Source organism: Flavobacterium anhuiense (genome assembly GCF_900101855.1).
Lineage (GTDB): Bacteria > Bacteroidota > Bacteroidia > Flavobacteriales > Flavobacteriaceae > Flavobacterium > Flavobacterium anhuiense.
In genome coordinates this window covers 345,314-362,978 of the sequence record NZ_FMVC01000005.1, presented here as the reverse complement: position 1 = coordinate 362,978, position 17,665 = coordinate 345,314, and the positions used below count along the sequence as shown (strand labels likewise).

Sequence of the window (17,665 nt, the reverse complement as noted above, 5' to 3'; positions counted from 1 at the left end):
ACAACAAACAATAAACAATAAACAACAAACCATAAACCATAAACAACAAACTTATGCCACCAGCAGCAAGACTTACAGACTTTCACCAATGTCCTATGGTTACTCCGGGAGTGCCACCAGTTCCGCATGTAGGCGGACCAATAGTAGGACCATGTGCGCCAACTGTTTTAATCGGCGGATTACCAGCAGCCAAAGTTGGCGATACACTGGTTTGTGTAGGACCACCAGATTCTATTATAAAAGGATCTGCGACAGTTATGATTTGCGGTATGCCAGCCGCAAGAATGGGAGATACGACAGCCCACGGAGGCTCAATTATGCTAGGAGCATTTAATGTAATGATCGGTGGATAATTTGGAACATAATGAAACTGCCTTTTTAGGTTCAGGGTGGGCATTTCCTGTGTCTTTCTCTGCAGATAACTATCAGCTGAATTTGTCCGCTAATGAAACCAACATTAACGAATCTATTCATGTTATTCTAAATACCCGAAAAGGCGAACGCACTCTTGAGTCCGAATTTGGTTCAGGAATACAGCAATTTATGTTTAGAAAAATTGACAGCACGCTTAAAGGCGAAATCATTGAAGCTATCAAGTTTTCCCTACTGCGTTACGAGCCAAGAATATTAGTACAAGATGTAAAAGTTGCATCGACTGATGTTGCAAACGGAAAAATAGAAATACTGATTAGCTACATCTATTCAAAAACCAATACAAGACACAACTATGTGTTCCCATTTTATGTAAAAGAAGGAACAAACTTAGACAAGAAAAAATGATTTTAATTGATCAAAATAGCGCTATAAATTCTCTCAACGAAGCACTCGTTCCAAGTCCGCATTTAATAGACGGAAGAACCGAGCAAGACTGGCTGTACTTTTTGACAGAATTCAGCAAATTGATCAATTTCTATAATGACAACAATACCATTTATGGCAATTGGAGTCCGTTTTTACTAAAAGATCCTGTTTTTCTGATGGCTTCGATTTCAAAAACAAACTACAAAAAACTGCATTCAGATTATAAAAATAGCTGTACCGAAATTCAAAGATTAATACAAAACGAAAACGGCGGAATTCCGCATTCAAATGCTTTAAACAATCTTTTTGACCGCATTACGGCCATTTATAAAATTATAGAACGCTGGACTCATTATATGCTGAGAAATAGCGAAATCTACGATCTTAAAAGTTATATTTTACAAGAAGTTAAAACAAGATTAAGCATTGATTTCTGGGCAATTCAGTCTTTTAGAGAATATTTAAACAAATTAGCTATTGATGGTTTGTCTATTGCCTCAGCGCCTCTGCAAGATTTTAACTCTTTTGACAAAAGCATTTGGTATATCAATAAAGACAAAACTCCTTTTTGGCAGGTTTTCGGATTTGAAACAGAACATTCCGTTTTACAGGAAACAAGTTCAATAACGGCATTTAGTCTAGATATTCTAACCAAAATTGGAGATAAGCTATTTCAGTTTTTAGAAACCATAATTCATCATGCGGGAAAAGAATTCAAGAAATTAAATCTTCAAAAAGGACATTTTCCAGACACCGTTCTTTTGCGCTCTTTTGTAAATATTTTAAAAGTACAGCAAGATCGCATGAATGGTCTTTCTGAAAAGCATCTTGATTTTTATTATAGAGATATTCTAAAACAGACTAAACTCCCTGCAGTTGCCGATCACACCTTTTTGTGTGCGACGCTTACAAAGCCAACAGCTGTATTTACTTTGCCAGCCGGAACCTTGTTTAATGCTGGAGTCGATGCGCAAAAGAATCCTATTCTGTTTGCTTCTCAAAAAAATGTAAACCTAAATCCTGCTGCAATTGCGAGCGTGCATAAGCTTTCTTATCAAGATAAAAACAATGCTTTTTATAATTTACAAACTGTTGATAAGCCAACAGAAATTCAATTAGACGCAGAAAATAAAGCAATCAGTTGGGAAACTTTCGGTTCAGATGATCTTTCTCTAAGTCCTTCTTTAATCGGAATTGGTTTTGCTTCACCAATGTTATTATTGCGTGAAGGAGTAAGAACAGTAAACCTGACTTTGGAATTTGATTCTCCAATAGATATAAAAATACTGCAAGAAGCCAGCTATTTTTTGAGCACACAAAAAGAATGGCTAAAACTGAATTTGGCTCCTGCAGATTTTACAGCAGACGCTACAAAGCAAAATACTGTTTTTACGATAGAGATAGTTCTTGACGAGACAGTAGCTTCAATCGAACCTTTTTTGGTTAATCCTGACGGATTGAAAAGCGATTGGCCAATGATGAAGATTTTATTTCAGAATGTTCCAAATCCGCAAGAGCCTCCTAAAATTACTTCGATAACTATTGCTTTAAAAGTAACGGGTGTAAAAACCTTTCAATTGTATAATGATTTTGGTGAATTAAGCACAAAAAATCCCTACACTCCTTTTGGACCAATTCCGCTGGTAAATGCCAATTTTATTATTGGAAATAATGAAATCTTGAGCAAACCTCTCGACAGTTTTATCGTAGAAATAGATTGGGATAAAAGACCAGCTGATTTTGAAGTATATTATCAGCAATATAATGAATATCTGCATCCAACTAAAACAACTCCAAAAGCAGGACTTAGAAGAACAATTAGAAATATATTATCTAAACCAGAGGAGGATGTTGTTTTTCCAAGCGAATTCACAAACACCAGTTTTACTGTTGATTTTAATATTATTCAAAACAAATCATGGCAAGGCCTGAAAATGACCAAAATTGAAAGCAGTGATATTGATAATTTTTTTATTCCCATTGATGAAATCCCTAAATCTGTTTATTTATTTGATCCTGAGCCAATAAATGCTATCAATAATACTCTAAACACCTCCAGCAGTTATTATGTATATTCTAAACCCGATCCAAAATCTAATGCTGCGCAAAATGGCGTCAAGCTTTTGCAGCCCGATCCAAACATTCAAAAAGAAACTTTAAAGTTTACCGAAGAAAGTTCATCGGGATTTATAAAAATGACTTTATCAAGTCCTGAATATGGCTTTGGCTCAGAATTGTATGCAAATGTTGTGGCTAGCATTGCTTTACAAAATGGCAATAAACTTGCCATGGCTAAAGACAAAGAAGTGACAGATTTTATTGCCGCGGCCAATGTACCTTTTGCACCCAAAATACAAACCTTTTCTGCCATTTATAATGCTAGTGTAACCTACAAACTTGATGGCACAGCTGGCGATTATCCGCTGCAGTATTTTATATATGCTCCTTTTTCAAACTATACCGTATTTGATAGTGAAACAGCCGACCAAACCAAAACCAATACATTTAATACCCAAATCATTGGAAGTTCTGAAAACGATGCCGCAAAAGGTTTTCCGCTTTATCCTTCTTTTAATTATAACGGCGCTTTATTTATCGAACTAGATAATCTGATTTGCGACAGCACTTTGAACCTCTATTTTGAGTTGGCCAGAAATTCTACCGCGCTTACCAATCAGAATGACATAATGTATTACTATTTAAGCGATTCAGGTTGGAAAAACATTCAGCCTTTATCTGATCAAACCAGCCAATTTAGATGTTCTGGAATTATAGAAATTCCTATTCCCGCAGATTGCAATAATAACAGCACGATAATGCCTGGAACCAAAAACTGGATTTCTATTGCGGCTACTGGCAATCTTGCTTCGTTTTCTAAAACCACTTTTATGCAAACCAACGGTTTTAGTGTACAACGAACAGGAACTTCATTTCTGACCGATACACAAAGTCCGCAGATAGAGGCTAATGCAATCACAAAACCGGAAACCAAGATTCCAGAAATAGGTACCATCATTCAGCCATTCGCTTCTTTTGGAGGAAAAGCCGCGGAAGACAAAACCGATAGAAACAAAAGAGTAAGCAATAGCATTAAAACCAAAAACAGAGCAAGCACATTAACCGATTATTATACGCTGATTGCCGAAAAATTTGATACCGTATACTATTCAAAAGTAGTTACTAAAAAAAGCGACAACAGCACTAATGTTTATTTAGTCAAAAAAATAGCGTCAGATAACGCTTCAAACGCTTTTATTCCTTTGGTAACAAATGCACTTGAGATTCAAGTAAAACAGTATTTAAGCGCCAATTCGTCGCCATTTATAAACATGAACATTTCCAATTTTAATCTGGAATATGTTTGCATCAATATCTCTATTATAGTCGATCCAAACTACCAAAAAACGTTGGTAAACAAAAATGTAAATCTAGCTTTAAAGAAGTACTTATCGCCATGGATTTCCAATTGCCCTTCGGAAATAGAAATCGACAAACCGCTTGTTGATGCCAAAGTGAGCACATTTATTCAAACTATTGAAGGAGTCCTTTCTGTCGAAAATGTATCCTTTTCAAGCTATTACATCAATCCCATTACGGGAGTGCAAACCGCTTTAAAAAGTGAAAAAAAAACTTTAATGCCATACGGACAAGCAACGCTTTTAGTTTCTGCTCCCAATCATAATATTTCAAATCTGATATAATGGATATTAATAATCAAATAACAAAAACACAGCTTCCGCCGCATCAGGATTTCAATTTCCTGAAAGACGAAGCTATTGATTATATCCAAAATCATATTGGTACAGAATGGACCAACTTTAATCCGAGCGATCCTGGAATGACCATTTTGGATCAGGTTTGTTATGCGCTTACAGAATTAGGTTATTGTATCGATTTTTCTATTCCCGATATTTTGACCGATTCTACAGGAAAAATGGAAATAGAAAATCAGTTCTATCTTCCTTATAAAATCTTGACCACTTCGCCCTATACAATTGATGATTACAAAAAATACATCATTGACGGGATCGAAGATGTTTATAATGCCGAAATAGTAACTTACAATGACAATCTTCCACCATTTAGCAGAGTATATCAAGTATATCTTTATATAAATCCCGATATTACCGATAGCATTCAGCGAGATACTATTTGTAAATCGTCATTTTATTACCTTAACCAAAGCCGAAATATTGGCGAACTTTTTAATATGCCAATTGCTCTGCAGCCACAAAACTGCTTGATTGGCGGAAAAATTGAAATTGAAAAAGACGCAGACGAACAAGCCATTTTATTAGAACTGCAAGACAAAATTCGCACTTATATTTTTCCGAAAATAGCTCAGGTAAATTATGATTCTCTAAAAGAAGATGGATATAATGCTGCCGAAATATATGATGGGCCTTATCTAAAAAATGGCTGGATTTTAAGCGAATCTATATTAGATAAAAAAGATACTCTCAAAACTATCGATCTAATTCCAGTAATTGAGTCTGTAGCTGGTATTATTTCAGTTTCAGGAGTTCAGCTTTATCAGAACAGTAATCATGTTCAAGCATTGCAATCGACTATCAGTCAGATAATAGCGATAGATATTCTGGCTTCTTATGGAGAAAAAAAACTATTGTTAATCAGCAACGGAAAAGAAGTTCAAACTGATGCTTTAAGCCCGTTGCAAATTAATCTCAGTAAATATCAAGAAACAGCGATAAGTTTAAATAACAAACCTGCTATAAAATTGCCTAAAAGCAGTTTTAGAGACATTAACAGCTATTATTCTATCCAAAATACATTTCCGCAGCAATATGGCATTGGCGATGATAAAATTGAAGATGATTCTGCTCCCATACAAGTCGCGCAATCACGTCAGCTAAAAGGCTACTTAACCTTATTTGATCAGGTTCTGGCCAATCAGTTTTCGCAACTGGCCAATGTTTCAAAACTATTTTCTTTTACCAATTCTGTATGCGGTTCGCCATCAGACAAAGATGCTTTTTATGCGCTAAAAGATAAGTATGAGAAAAAACACTTAGAATATCCTGTTCCGTACAAAATGTTTTCTCCAAGCTATTTTTATCAGTCACTGTACAATGTTCCTCATATCAAGCCTTTATTAAAAAACAATAATGTGTTTGAATACACTTATGGCGACGAAACTAAAAAAGAACTAAAAGAAAAAAGCTGGTTAGAATATCAGCAAGATCCTTACAATGCTTACATCTTTGGAATGATGAAAATCATGGAGGAAGAAGATGTCAATTTTGAAAGAAGAAATACAATTTTAGATCATTTGCTTGCGAGACACGGCGAATCGCCTAAAGTTATTGATGCCATAATTGCTGGTACAATTTATACGGGAAATAAGAAAAAAGATCAAATCATTTTGAAGAGTCTATATCTTCAAAACCTTGATTTACTAACGTATAATAGAATAAAAGCCTGCAATTTTCTGACGGCTTCAAAAATAACTCCGACTCATAATCTCAATATTAAAAACGATCATTACGATTACATCAATGAAAACACGTCTGATTTTATTTTTAAATCAGAACATCTCAATAAAAAAGAAAAATTAAGCAAAACCGATTTCAGCAATTTTTCGGGATTTGAATTAAAACTGAATCTCCTTTTCGGATTAAAAAATATATATAACAATTTTATTACGGCTCAATTTGAAGCTTCACAACATTCTATAGAAGACCAATTGAACGCCAATAAAACTATACAAAAAGTATATTGGTTTAAAGAAAAAAGAAAAGGCAGCATCTTTATTGAAACCTCTATTCTTTTAAATCAATTAAAATATAACATACAAATCGTAAAGCAAAGTGATAGTTTAAATTACACAATTCAGAATATTGATTTTCAATCAGTAAATAATATAAATTATATTCTAAATAGTCTGAACCAAACTGTTTTGGATACTCAATTTCAAAATGGTTACTTGGAATTTGCTTCGGAGAAATATCTTTTGGTTTCTAGCGATTCTCAAACTGTAATAACTACAGATTATACAAAAAGTAAATCATCCGATTATGCATTTCGCATTACAGTTTCTTCTGGAAACGGACTCATTACAATTAATGACGAACTTTTTAAGAAAAATGCCATCTTATTATTTCCTGATTTTATTCCTGAATTACAAACTCCTGAATTCAAAAAACGTTTAAAACTGTTTCTTTCAATATGCCTTCCAACAAACATAAAATGCGAATGTCTGTTTGTAAGTCTTCAAGAATTGGAAACTCTAATACCTAATTACAGTAATTGGCATGATAGCTTGCGTTTTAAAAATACTCAGGATTTATTCAATAAACAGGAAAATAATTTAGAAATAGCAAATCCAGAGATTTCTTCAGTGAATTTGATCAATAGTTTAACCTCAATTTTAGAAACGAAAAATGGAAGAAATAAATAGCCATATTGTATCAAGTCTAAAGTGGGACACAACTTTTGACCAGAAAAAAGAAAGCTACAGACTTCAGGAACGTTTGAGCGCCTGGAGCAAAATCTCGTTGCCTAGAGAAGTCGCCACTATTTTTAATGAATTATGTCCGCAGGAACAAAGCTGGCGAATTGAATCTCTGGAACTTGATCTTGGCTCTTGCGATTATGGCGATCTTGAATTTGACTTAAGTCGAAAAATACGCAATTTATTAAGGGAAAAAATAGCCGAATTAATTCTGTATCAAAACAGTCAGAAGCAAAACGGAATCGCGGTTTACAATAAAGAAAAATCGATTCTGGAAAATCTGATGGTCTTTTTGTTAGAAGGTTATCTGCCATGGAATTATCAGAACAAAGAAGGTTCTGTAAACCAAATTATGGCAGAATTACTTCAGAATAATCTAGCTGAGGTTATTGCGATTATCAAGGAAACGGGAATGACGCATGAGGAAGTTAGAAAACGAATTGCATGGCAGTTTGACGAAAAAAATATAACCAAAATAATTGCGGCGCTTGAACCTAATAATAGTAGTTCGATAATTGAGTTTAGCTCTATTATGGTAAACATTCAGGTTAAGGAAACTATTATTCAGACGAGTACAATCAGTTTCAAAAAGAATCTTTGGTTCTTTATTCTTAACTTTTTATTGCTGGAACGCGGCACTCTATTTAATAAGCTCGCTTTCATGAAAAGTAGTATTCTGCAAATGGCAAATCATTACAATATTGCTTACGCAGAACTTATTGTTTTGATCGAAAATGCGATTGTAAAACTCTCTGATAAAACTTCTCAAAACAACAATTTTATTGCTTGCCTAAAAATACTGACTCAAGAATATGAAACACAAAAAAATGAAAGCCATTTACATGATTATAAGATAAATTATTGGAGTTTACTTGAACAATTACTTCAAAATAAAAACAGCCGAAAATTTAAGGCAGACAAAGACAATTTGAACGAATTAATTGTGGCATTAAGCACTGAAAACAAAACAAAATTTAATGCCCTTATTCAGCCTATTTTTAAAGAAGAAAACCTGCTTGCTTCACTGCTTGAGGATTTAAACGAAACTTCTATAAAAGTACTTTTTTCAAGATTAGACACTACTCCATCGCTTCTTCAAATGGAATCGATAACGTATTTGAATAAACTGAGCCAAACCTTTAAACTCAAAACAGACAATAAGGCTTTATGGGAAATTGGAATGCTTTTTTTAATTAAAAATAAAAATGCTGGCAATAGTGCGTTTCTGCTTTTCTGCATTAAGGAATTAGGCAGAAAAAATAATCTAAGCCACGAGCATTTATTGGCGATGTTTACCAATGCTAAAATTCCTGCGGCGGTAAAAAATAATAATTCGGCAACCATTTATACCAATCTTAATGCGATTTACTGCAAGGAAATAAACCGTAATAATTCTAATTATCCAGCTGTTCATTTTAAGAATCTTGTTGCCAAATTAGAACTGGAATTACAGAAAAACAGCACCAAAAGTGTCTTTTTTATTGATTTGCAAAGATCACTTACGAGAACCATTTTATTGCATCCTAAAATGGCTTTTGAGGTAATGCTTTCATACGGAAATAAAGAAGTTTTAAAGAAAATACTTCCGCTGGTCCTTAATCGTGAAATGCTACAATTATTGGTAAAAACTGCCAATTATAAAAAGACAAAGCTCGTACAGACCATTCAGGTTGTTTATGAAATTCTGAACGAAAAGGATAAATATGATTTTCCAGAAGAATTGATAACGGATAATTTATTACTTCTCGGAATGCAGGAAATACTGTTTCATCCCGAACATAATTCCTCTTTGTTTCTGGAAACTATTATCATGCAATTATCCAAAAAAGTAACTGACACAAGACGCAACGATTATTTTCAGTTTATCGCAAAACTGATTCAGTCCAAACAAATTAAATCTTTTGGAGTTGCCATCAAAAAGACATTTTTGAACCAATTAAGAAATACAAGTTCAATCGACACCGTTGCGCTTGCATTGCTCATTCAGAATACATCGCAACAAGATCAGCAAGAATTAGCGCAATTACTGACTTCCAATTTTAATGATTCGGGTTTTATAGAACTGCGAAAACAAGACAGAAAGGAAAGCGAAAATCTATTGCATTATTTCTTGACAAATGGTGTTGCGCTGAAAAAGAACTGGATTCAGAAGACATCTGCTGTCATTATTAATAGCGTAAAATCGGCTTCAAAAACTAAAATTACTTGGGAATTAAACGAACTTTTCTGGAACACGATTTTAAAATATTCAGCTTATAAAGGCAATGAAATCTTATTTGAAAAACTGCTTCAAAAAGAACTGAAATTGTATTTGAAAAAGACTGTTGCAAAGGAAAAAATACAGATTCAAAACGAAACAAACTCTTTTGAATCAGCAAACTCTGTAACAGAATTAGAACATTTTTTTAAAAGCGAAATGATTTCGGATTATGTGCTTTCTAATGAAATTTCAAAGACTGTCAGTTCAGACATACTTTTTGAGATTCAAGTATTATCAGAAAAAGAAAAATACAAATGGATTTCTTCCATTATTATCGAACGTCAGATTTCTACTGATTTCAGCATTTCTAAAACAATAGAAATCAAAGATATTCTGAATGTCATTATGGTAAAAGAGCCTCAGATTTTCTTTAGAATAATGAAAAAAGAATTTATTCCCGAAGCTCAAATGGATTGGCTTTGCCGCAATATCAACTTTCATAATTTGTGCAATGCAACAAGCCAATTGGATAAAAACAGAGAATCGTATTTGAGAATTCTGGAAAAGTTCAATCAGGTTTTGGGATCTGTAACCATCAAAGGTTTGGCTTCTAAAGAAATGCAGCATCTTTTGCTTCGAAAACTTTTAAAAGCTGTTGTCAATGACAATTGGAGACTTATCGCTATTGATAAAATATGGAATGAACTAATCTGGGAAGTGGTGACTAAAAAAGGGATTTCTAAGAAAAACTTTTTGGCCGACATGGAAAAATATATCTATCAATTTCCGCCTGCTTTACAGCTTGGTTTTAAAGAAATTCTTCGAACAGAAAAACAAACTGCACCAATTTTAAAACAAACCGAAATACTATCGAAAATGGAAACAATTAGAATTAAAGAAAAACCAAAAACTAACCTCAAGCAAGGTGTTGCGGTTAGAAACGCAGGAATTGTGCTCTTGAACGATTATATCGCAATGCTGTTTGCTCGATTGAATCTTACATCAGAGAATAAATTTATAAGCAACGAACATCAGGTTAGAGCTGTGCAGTATTTACAGTACGTCATCACAGGAATGCAGGAAACCGAAGAAGTTTATCTGCCATTGAATAAAGTTTTGTGCGGTTTACCATTGACAGACACAGTACCCGATTTTGTAGAAATATCTGATCGGGAAAAGCAATTAATAAACGGTTTAATACAAGCAGCTATTTCGCATTGGCCAGATATTGGAGATTCTTCCATAGATGGCTTTAGAGGAAACTGGCTTGTACGCGACGGAATTCTGGTAGAACTGGAAGACAAATGGGAACTTACTGTAGAGAAAAGGGCTTATGATATTTTGATCAACAGATCTCCTTTTGCTTTTTCTATTATGAAATACCATTGGATGGATAAGCCTTTACATGTCATTTGGCCTTATTAACAAAACATTGCCTTTAATTCTTAAACACATAGAAACATAGATTTATACATAAAAAAAGAATAAAAAAAGAAACAAGTTTCCTACACATAGCCGTAGCTGTGTGCATTTGAATGAGTTGAAAAGTCTTTTTAAGAGAGTAAAACCTATGTTTCTATGTGTTAAATGAATAAAAAACCATTGAATACGATCTTGAAATATAAATTAATCAACTAAAAAAACTATTATGAACAGTTACAATGAAAATCTGCATTCTAGTGTATTGTCATCATTAGAAAGTCAGGAGATGACCAAAAAACAATTGAGTTCACAATTGAGCACTTCAATGTTTACTCTTTATTATGCCGAGGGAGCTGAAATTGTTGCGCAGGAAAAACTCGATGCAACAACCAAAATGTACAAAGAACAGCAACATATAAATAATGTAGTTGTTAAGAATAAGAACATGGCAGACAACTTATTATTATCTGCAAATCAGCAAAAAACGTATGTCACACAAGCCCTTAGCAATATGGCGGTTTGTGCCTCTAACATTCAAATTGCGTCAAATTCTATTGTGCGTCTGGCAAGTGATATCGGAAGCATTTATAGCATTATCAATGCTGCAGATTATGGAACTCAAATTTACCAGCAGGCTCTTGAGGCTTACAATCTGATTAACAAAACGGCTTATATTGCCGAACAGACTTCGCAATTTGCGATGGAAGCCACAGCTTCGATTGCTGAAGTTTCAACCTCAACAGTTGCTGACGGCGCTAAGTTAACGAATACCTCTGTCAATAATTTATTGCAGGTAACCACTGCTGATTTAACAGCAACTACTGCTGTACTAACAGCAGATAACGATACAAAAGCTAAAGCAAGTATTGCCACAAGAGCTGCAGAAGGTGCTATAAAGTGTAGTGAAGTAGAATATGATGCTTCTAAAAAAGCATATAACTATAACAATGCATTATTTAACCAAAGTTTGGTTGTAGAAGTACCAAAGCAGTTTGATCCTGCAGCGGGCACTTTTAGCGTATATTTTGATGCTTACAGAAGTCCTTTTTCGCCAGAAGACAGAGATCCTGGAACACAAAACAAAGGATTGGCAAATCCTGTTTTAAGCTATAATATCATTATGGTAAAAGACAGCAAAAAATCTTTTTTTAGTGCTTCGAATGCAGAATTATTAGTGGGCAATCCAGCTCAATGCAAAAGTATTCCTGCTTCTCAGAATCCAGATGCCAAAGGAAAATATAAATCATCTATAGTCTACAAAGAACTTAGAGATTCTGACAATGATCCTCTTGTGCTTGGCGAAAATTATGTAGCCTTTCTTTTAATCATCTTTACAGAAAACTACAAAAAAGAAATCAATACGTTTGATGAATATTTGTCTGCTCCTTCTGAGACGTTTGCATTGACTTATACCTTAAAAACGGCCAAGAATATAGCAAATTCTAGAGAGCAAGCATCTGAAGATTTGTCTAAAATCACTTTTAGTGTAGATAAAGAAGACGTTTTAAAAGCAAATGAAATTGATTACAGATGTTTCTTCTTGCCTTATCCTGATGATATTGCTACAAACGAAGATTTGGAAACTCTAGAGTACAAAATTGAAACAATGGAGTTAGAAGAAGAAATTAAAGCTGTAGACGCAGAAATTAAATCTCTTAATGAAGAAATAGAAATTTTAAACAATTCTGCTAGTCAAGCTAATGCCGACGGAGCTAAAAAAGATAAAGAAACGGATCAGGATAAGCAAAAGAGCCTTAGTCTGAAAAGTGCTTTGGCCGATGCTAAAGAGAAATTACGCATTGCAAAAAGCCAATTGACAGATTTGAATGCTAAACTGAAAGAGGTTAAAGAGAAATCTCCTAAACCAGTTAAAAACAGCAATGCTTTTTACTTCAATTTAAATTTAGCAGAAAACATTCCTGCTGGAAACTTTACGAGTGCTAAACACCACAAAGCGGCTTCTGGCCAAGAATTTAGTGTACATATTGATACTACAACTACAGATAATTTTGGAAATCCGCTAATTGAGGATAAAAGTTATATTCCTGTTGTGTTGTCTTACTACAAAGGCAGTGAAAACGCTAAAACCAAATACACCAACAGTCTTTCTGACTGGCAAAACACAACGCCAATACCTTATTCTACAAAAGAAATTTCAAAATCATCAACCATTTAACACCTGAACTATATGGAAACTATATTATCACCAAGTCCTAATTTGCAGAGATACGGAATTACAGAAAAGAAAAAAGCTGAACTAGACTTGATTAAAAATCAAGTGGTTGATGCAACTGCAATTGTACAGCAGCAGCAAACCATTGTAAACTCGCTGAATGAAAAAGCAACGAGATATCAAGGTTATTTATTGGTTTCAGAAAGTAATCGTTCTCATGCTTTAAGCAATAAAAACTTAATAGATCAAGTTGTTCAAAATGCATACGATTTGGCACTTAATTCAGAAAATGCCTTTTCAAAAACGGCAACTGCAACTCAGGATTCAAAAAGAGTGAGCATTTGGATTAGCGATTTGATTAGCAAATTAATTTATTCTGTAGAAATAATTAATAAACTGTCTAATCTTGTAATTCGCAAAAAAGCGCTTAATCCGTTAATTTCTGATGATTTAATTACCAGAATCAACACTGCAGGCACAGACGCAAACAATGCCGTTGCTCTTACGCTTGTTGCTTTAAAATCTACATTGGCTGCAGAAGCTTCTGTTCTTGAATCTGAAGAAGCAATTACTCTAGAAACTAAACAGGCAGCTAAATTGTATTTTACTTTAACAAATAGCAAGTCTTTAGAAGCAACTTTACCTGCACCATCCCCTTCTGATTCTTCGATTAGAGGATTAATATACAATGCGTATAAAAATGCTCAGATTGCTTATGACAAAGCAAATACTGCAAATGACGAAACTGGAAGACAATTGGTTATTGCAACAAGCAATTTAAGCAAAGCGCAAATCAAACTTCAGTCGCTTCAATCTAGTTTAGCTGCTGCAACTGCTGCGGCTTATGCTTCTTAAGACAAATTAAAATGTCCACTGTTTTCAATCCTGCATTCAGTGGACTTTAATTCTAATTTTTTAAGGTTATGAATTATACTAACAAGAATTTCTATAGACAGTTTTATTTAAAAACAGGAGGATTTCTGCCTACAAAACCGTTGAATAAAAGTCTTTTTCCTGGTGATTATTTCCAAATTAAAAATGGCGAAATCATTCTTTTGGGAAACATTTATCGCAATGGCATTATATCGCATCACGATGCAGATATTAGTGGCGTAATTGCATTAAATGACGCCAATTGGAATTTTAGCGATGGCATTTCAAAACCTTATTCTGGACGATCTCTTGCGCATGGTTCTATTGAAGGCGATTTTGAATTCAGCAAACAAATACTGGCTTTCGCCCATAAAGGAAGTTTCATTTTTAAAGCCGAAGAACCAGAATCTGTAAAGATTAATAATTGGAACGAAATCCAGCAGCAGTTAATTATAAAACTGACCCAAACTTTATACTCTTTCAGAGAGCTTTATGTGGTAACAGAAAGTGCTACAGCCAAAAATACAACTCTCGCTACAGCTGGGGAAGCAAATGCAGAATTGGAATTGGCTTGCGAAGCAGAAAACTTTGGTCTGACAGATATTTTTGGACATTCTAAAACCAAAACAATCCAGTCAAAAGATATTGAATATTATCATAGAGAAACCAAAAGAAAACCCGCTTATTTTAAGGCTAAAAAATTAGTCGTTCAAGACGAAAAACTATCGTATTTCATTAGTGATTTTATTGCCAGAGAAAACAATGTAAGCGCATGGACAGATTCTTTTTTTGATTCTAATTTTCATAATGACACTGATTACAACACTCAGATGATCATGCAAAATGCACAAGGTTTTTATTTGGATATGCTGCAATGCAATGAGTTAAATCCTAATACGGCCTTGTTATATTTTAAATGGGCTGATGCTAATTTGGACGATGTAGAAAAACTATTCGGAGCGTATGGAAACTAATTCCAATATTTTGGTTTTGTATAATGAAATGGATTGGCTGCAAAAGGTAATCGATCAGGTTATTTGCAGTTATCTGCTTCAAGAAGGCCACGAAAACCGATGGCAAGATATTCCATTGCCTGAAGCCAATGAAGATACTGAAGAAAGTGTTTATTATAAAAAATTAGCCGAATGGAACTTGAATCTCTACGAACGGCTTTGTCTTGCTTTGATTCTAGCGCCTCAGATTAAACCTGAAGTTCTAGATATTTTCTTTAGCAAAAATGCGATGTATGATCGTGGTTTTACTGAATTTGGTGGTGTTGTTAATAAAAACCACAGCGGTTTTCTGCCTACGGGCCAAACGCTTTCCTTTTTGATTACGGCTGTTAATCCAGAATTACGAATTGAATTGCTCAACATTTTAAACACATCGAATATTCTTGTCAAAGAACAGGTTTTGGTTTTGGAAACTTCAGAATCTAATGTTCCCATTCTAAATCAGGTTCTTTCGATTAATGAACGCTGGCTAAACTTTTTCATAACGGGCACTCTGCCTAAATTGGAACATAGTGTTTCGTTTCCAGCTCAACAAATTTCGACCAATTTAAACTGGGACGATTTGGTTCTCGAAGAACATGTTATGAATCAGGTCATGGAAATTAATGCTTGGCTTAATCATGGCGAAACTCTTATGAAAGAATGGGGTCTTGAAAACAAAATAAAACCTGGCTATCGAACCCTTTTTTACGGACCTCCTGGAACTGGAAAAACGCTTACGGCAACTTTACTCGGAAAAAGTACAAACAGAGAAGTATACAGAGTCGATCTTTCTATGATTGTTTCAAAATATATCGGTGAAACCGAAAAAAATCTATCCAAAATATTTGATGTCGCACAACATAAGGATTGGATTTTATTTTTTGATGAAGCCGATGCGCTTTTCGGAAAAAGAACCAATGCTTCCTCTTCAAACGATCGGCACGCCAATCAGCAAACGGGATACTTACTTCAACGAATTGAAGATTTCCCTGGAGTTGTTATTCTAGCATCCAACTTAAAAGAAAATATGGACGAAGCTTTCTCGAGAAGGTTTCAATCGATGATTCATTTTACAATGCCAACCGCCGAAGAAAGAATGCTATTGTGGGAAAAAGCCTTTTCAGGAAAATGTCAACTTGATCCTGCTATTGATATCGAAAATATTGCCGAAAACTATGAATTGGCTGGCGGCGCAATAATTAATGTATTGCGTTTTTGCGCTCTGGCTGCCATTCAGAAGAATGAAACTATAGTGGGTCAGCAAGATTTATTGGAAGGCATTAGACGTGAATTTAAAAAGGAGAACAAAACCCTTATGGTTACTCAAATGAATTGACGCATTATGAAAAAAGATGAAAATATAAAAAAAGTTGCAGTTGCTGCGCCACAATTACACCGTCATAAAGTGACGCTTAAAATTGGAAACTGGAAAAAATATTTCGATTCCAATTATGTCAACACCATCATTGCAATGGCTTTAAATGACTTCGACGACAAAATCTTTTTTTTCATAAACGGATATCTTATTACGAGCCAAAATCTTTATTTGATTGTACAAACTACTGAAAAAAGTGTAGATGAAATGGTGAGTAAAATTGAGGCTAAGATTATTCATTTATTAAAAACCAATCCGCAAAAACTAAAAGAAAACCGTGGAGAAATTTCTTTTATTGCTGATGACGAAAGTCTTTTTTATGCTGCACGAAAACCTCTTTTTAAAATTTATCCTTTAGAAAATGATCATCTCATAAAGCTCATTACAGGAAGAAAAGTAAAACTCCCCTATTTTGATCAAAACCTTGAGAGCTTAAAAACTATGATTCAAAATCATCCTTTTTGTTCAGCAATCCATTATTTAGGTGGTATTGGTCCTGTAAAAGTCACATCGTTTAAAGATCAAATAGACTCGGAAGAATAAGCTGTTATACAATTCAAAAAAGAAGAAAATGACGCAACAACACAAAAAAATATCCGAAAACATAGCCTCAATTGCTGCGGCAAATGCTACTCAGAATAAAAACACAGCTCAATTAAAAGATAATCGGGAATATTCTATCGTACAGAAAAAACTGCATGAGAACACATTAACAGATAACACTAACACGGTTACACAATTAAAAGGCGGTGATGGAAAAAAGAACCAGAAGAAAAGAAAAAGGCAAGACTCGGAAAGTGACGACGATGGCAGCGGTGATTATGTTCCACCACAAGCCAAAAAACAAAAAAGATATCATATTCCTAATGAGACAAGGGATCACGTTATCGAACATACTGCCCATGAACGTACTAATGTAAATAGCAATTTTGATGCAATTTATACTTGTCCTGGCTGCAGAAGACCGCTTGCTTATAAAAAGAAAGGAAGCAAAAAACTAGAACTAACCCGATTTGCCTACACAAGCCAAAGTGGCAATCCTCACGAACTACGGGCTTTAACATTAGACCATTATCCGCCATGGGCGCCACGTGAGCGCGACTTGAAATCAAAAGGTGCAACTGATTCAGAAATAAGAGAAGATCATAATGATCCTGATCGTCTAAGAGCCTTGTGCAAAAAATGCAATGAAAGCCATAAATATGAGAAAAAGAAAAAAGTGAGTTACGAAAGTGAAGATGAAGAAGACGGATACCACACACCAGATGATGAACCTGAAAATAAAGGTTTTTATAAAGATTTTCGTTATGATCCTGATTCAGGATCAGGCGGTTCTGGCATAATAGCTTAGAAA

Annotated in this window: 11 protein-coding genes; all 11 read left to right on the top strand. The window is 34.4% G+C overall.

Features of this window, described 5'->3' with window-relative positions:
* The first annotated feature begins 53 nt into the window (after positions 1-53).
* The 11 genes from BLP44_RS15360 to BLP44_RS15310 all read left to right on the top strand — a co-directional run bounded on the left by BLP44_RS15360 (position 54) and on the right by BLP44_RS15310 (position 17,662).
* The gene (locus BLP44_RS15360) at positions 54-353 is read left to right on the top strand and encodes a PAAR domain-containing protein (protein ID WP_008469168.1); all 300 of its coding nucleotides are present in this window, start codon (positions 54-56) and stop codon (positions 351-353) included.
* On the top strand, positions 346-780 hold the full coding sequence (locus BLP44_RS15355; protein ID WP_008469171.1) for a GPW/gp25 family protein: 435 nt from the start codon (positions 346-348) through the stop codon (positions 778-780). The genes BLP44_RS15360 and BLP44_RS15355 overlap by 8 nt, the downstream gene beginning before the upstream one ends.
* Entirely contained in the window at positions 777-4,502 is a 3,726-nt protein-coding gene (locus BLP44_RS15350; RefSeq protein ID WP_091134255.1) for a hypothetical protein, read from the top strand. The genes BLP44_RS15355 and BLP44_RS15350 overlap by 4 nt, the downstream gene beginning before the upstream one ends.
* The gene (locus tag BLP44_RS15345; RefSeq protein WP_091134252.1) at positions 4,502-7,219 is read left to right on the top strand and encodes a hypothetical protein; all 2,718 of its coding nucleotides are present in this window, start codon (positions 4,502-4,504) and stop codon (positions 7,217-7,219) included. The genes BLP44_RS15350 and BLP44_RS15345 overlap by 1 nt, the downstream gene beginning before the upstream one ends.
* On the top strand, positions 7,203-10,898 hold the full coding sequence (locus BLP44_RS15340; RefSeq protein ID WP_091134250.1) for a contractile injection system tape measure protein: 3,696 nt from the start codon (positions 7,203-7,205) through the stop codon (positions 10,896-10,898). The genes BLP44_RS15345 and BLP44_RS15340 overlap by 17 nt, the downstream gene beginning before the upstream one ends.
* A 223-nt stretch (positions 10,899-11,121) precedes the next feature.
* Positions 11,122-13,071, top strand: coding sequence for a hypothetical protein (locus tag BLP44_RS15335; RefSeq protein WP_139159213.1), 1,950 nt, complete (start codon positions 11,122-11,124; stop codon positions 13,069-13,071).
* Between the two features lie 12 nt (positions 13,072-13,083).
* Positions 13,084-13,923: a hypothetical protein gene (locus BLP44_RS15330; protein WP_091134246.1), complete on the top strand. Its 840-nt coding sequence runs from the start codon at positions 13,084-13,086 to the stop codon at positions 13,921-13,923.
* A 68-nt stretch (positions 13,924-13,991) separates the two neighbouring features.
* A complete protein-coding gene (locus BLP44_RS15325) occupies positions 13,992-14,915 on the top strand; it encodes a hypothetical protein (RefSeq protein WP_091134243.1) in 924 nt (307 codons plus the stop codon).
* Positions 14,905-16,272: an ATP-binding protein gene (locus BLP44_RS15320; protein ID WP_091134241.1), complete on the top strand. Its 1,368-nt coding sequence runs from the start codon at positions 14,905-14,907 to the stop codon at positions 16,270-16,272. The genes BLP44_RS15325 and BLP44_RS15320 overlap by 11 nt, the downstream gene beginning before the upstream one ends.
* 6 nt (positions 16,273-16,278) lie before the next feature.
* Entirely contained in the window at positions 16,279-16,854 is a 576-nt protein-coding gene (locus BLP44_RS15315) for a hypothetical protein (RefSeq protein WP_091134240.1), read from the top strand.
* Positions 16,855-16,882: 28 nt separating this feature from the next.
* A complete protein-coding gene (locus tag BLP44_RS15310; protein WP_091134238.1) occupies positions 16,883-17,662 on the top strand; it encodes a GH-E family nuclease in 780 nt (259 codons plus the stop codon).
* Positions 17,663-17,665: the final 3 nt, after the last annotated feature.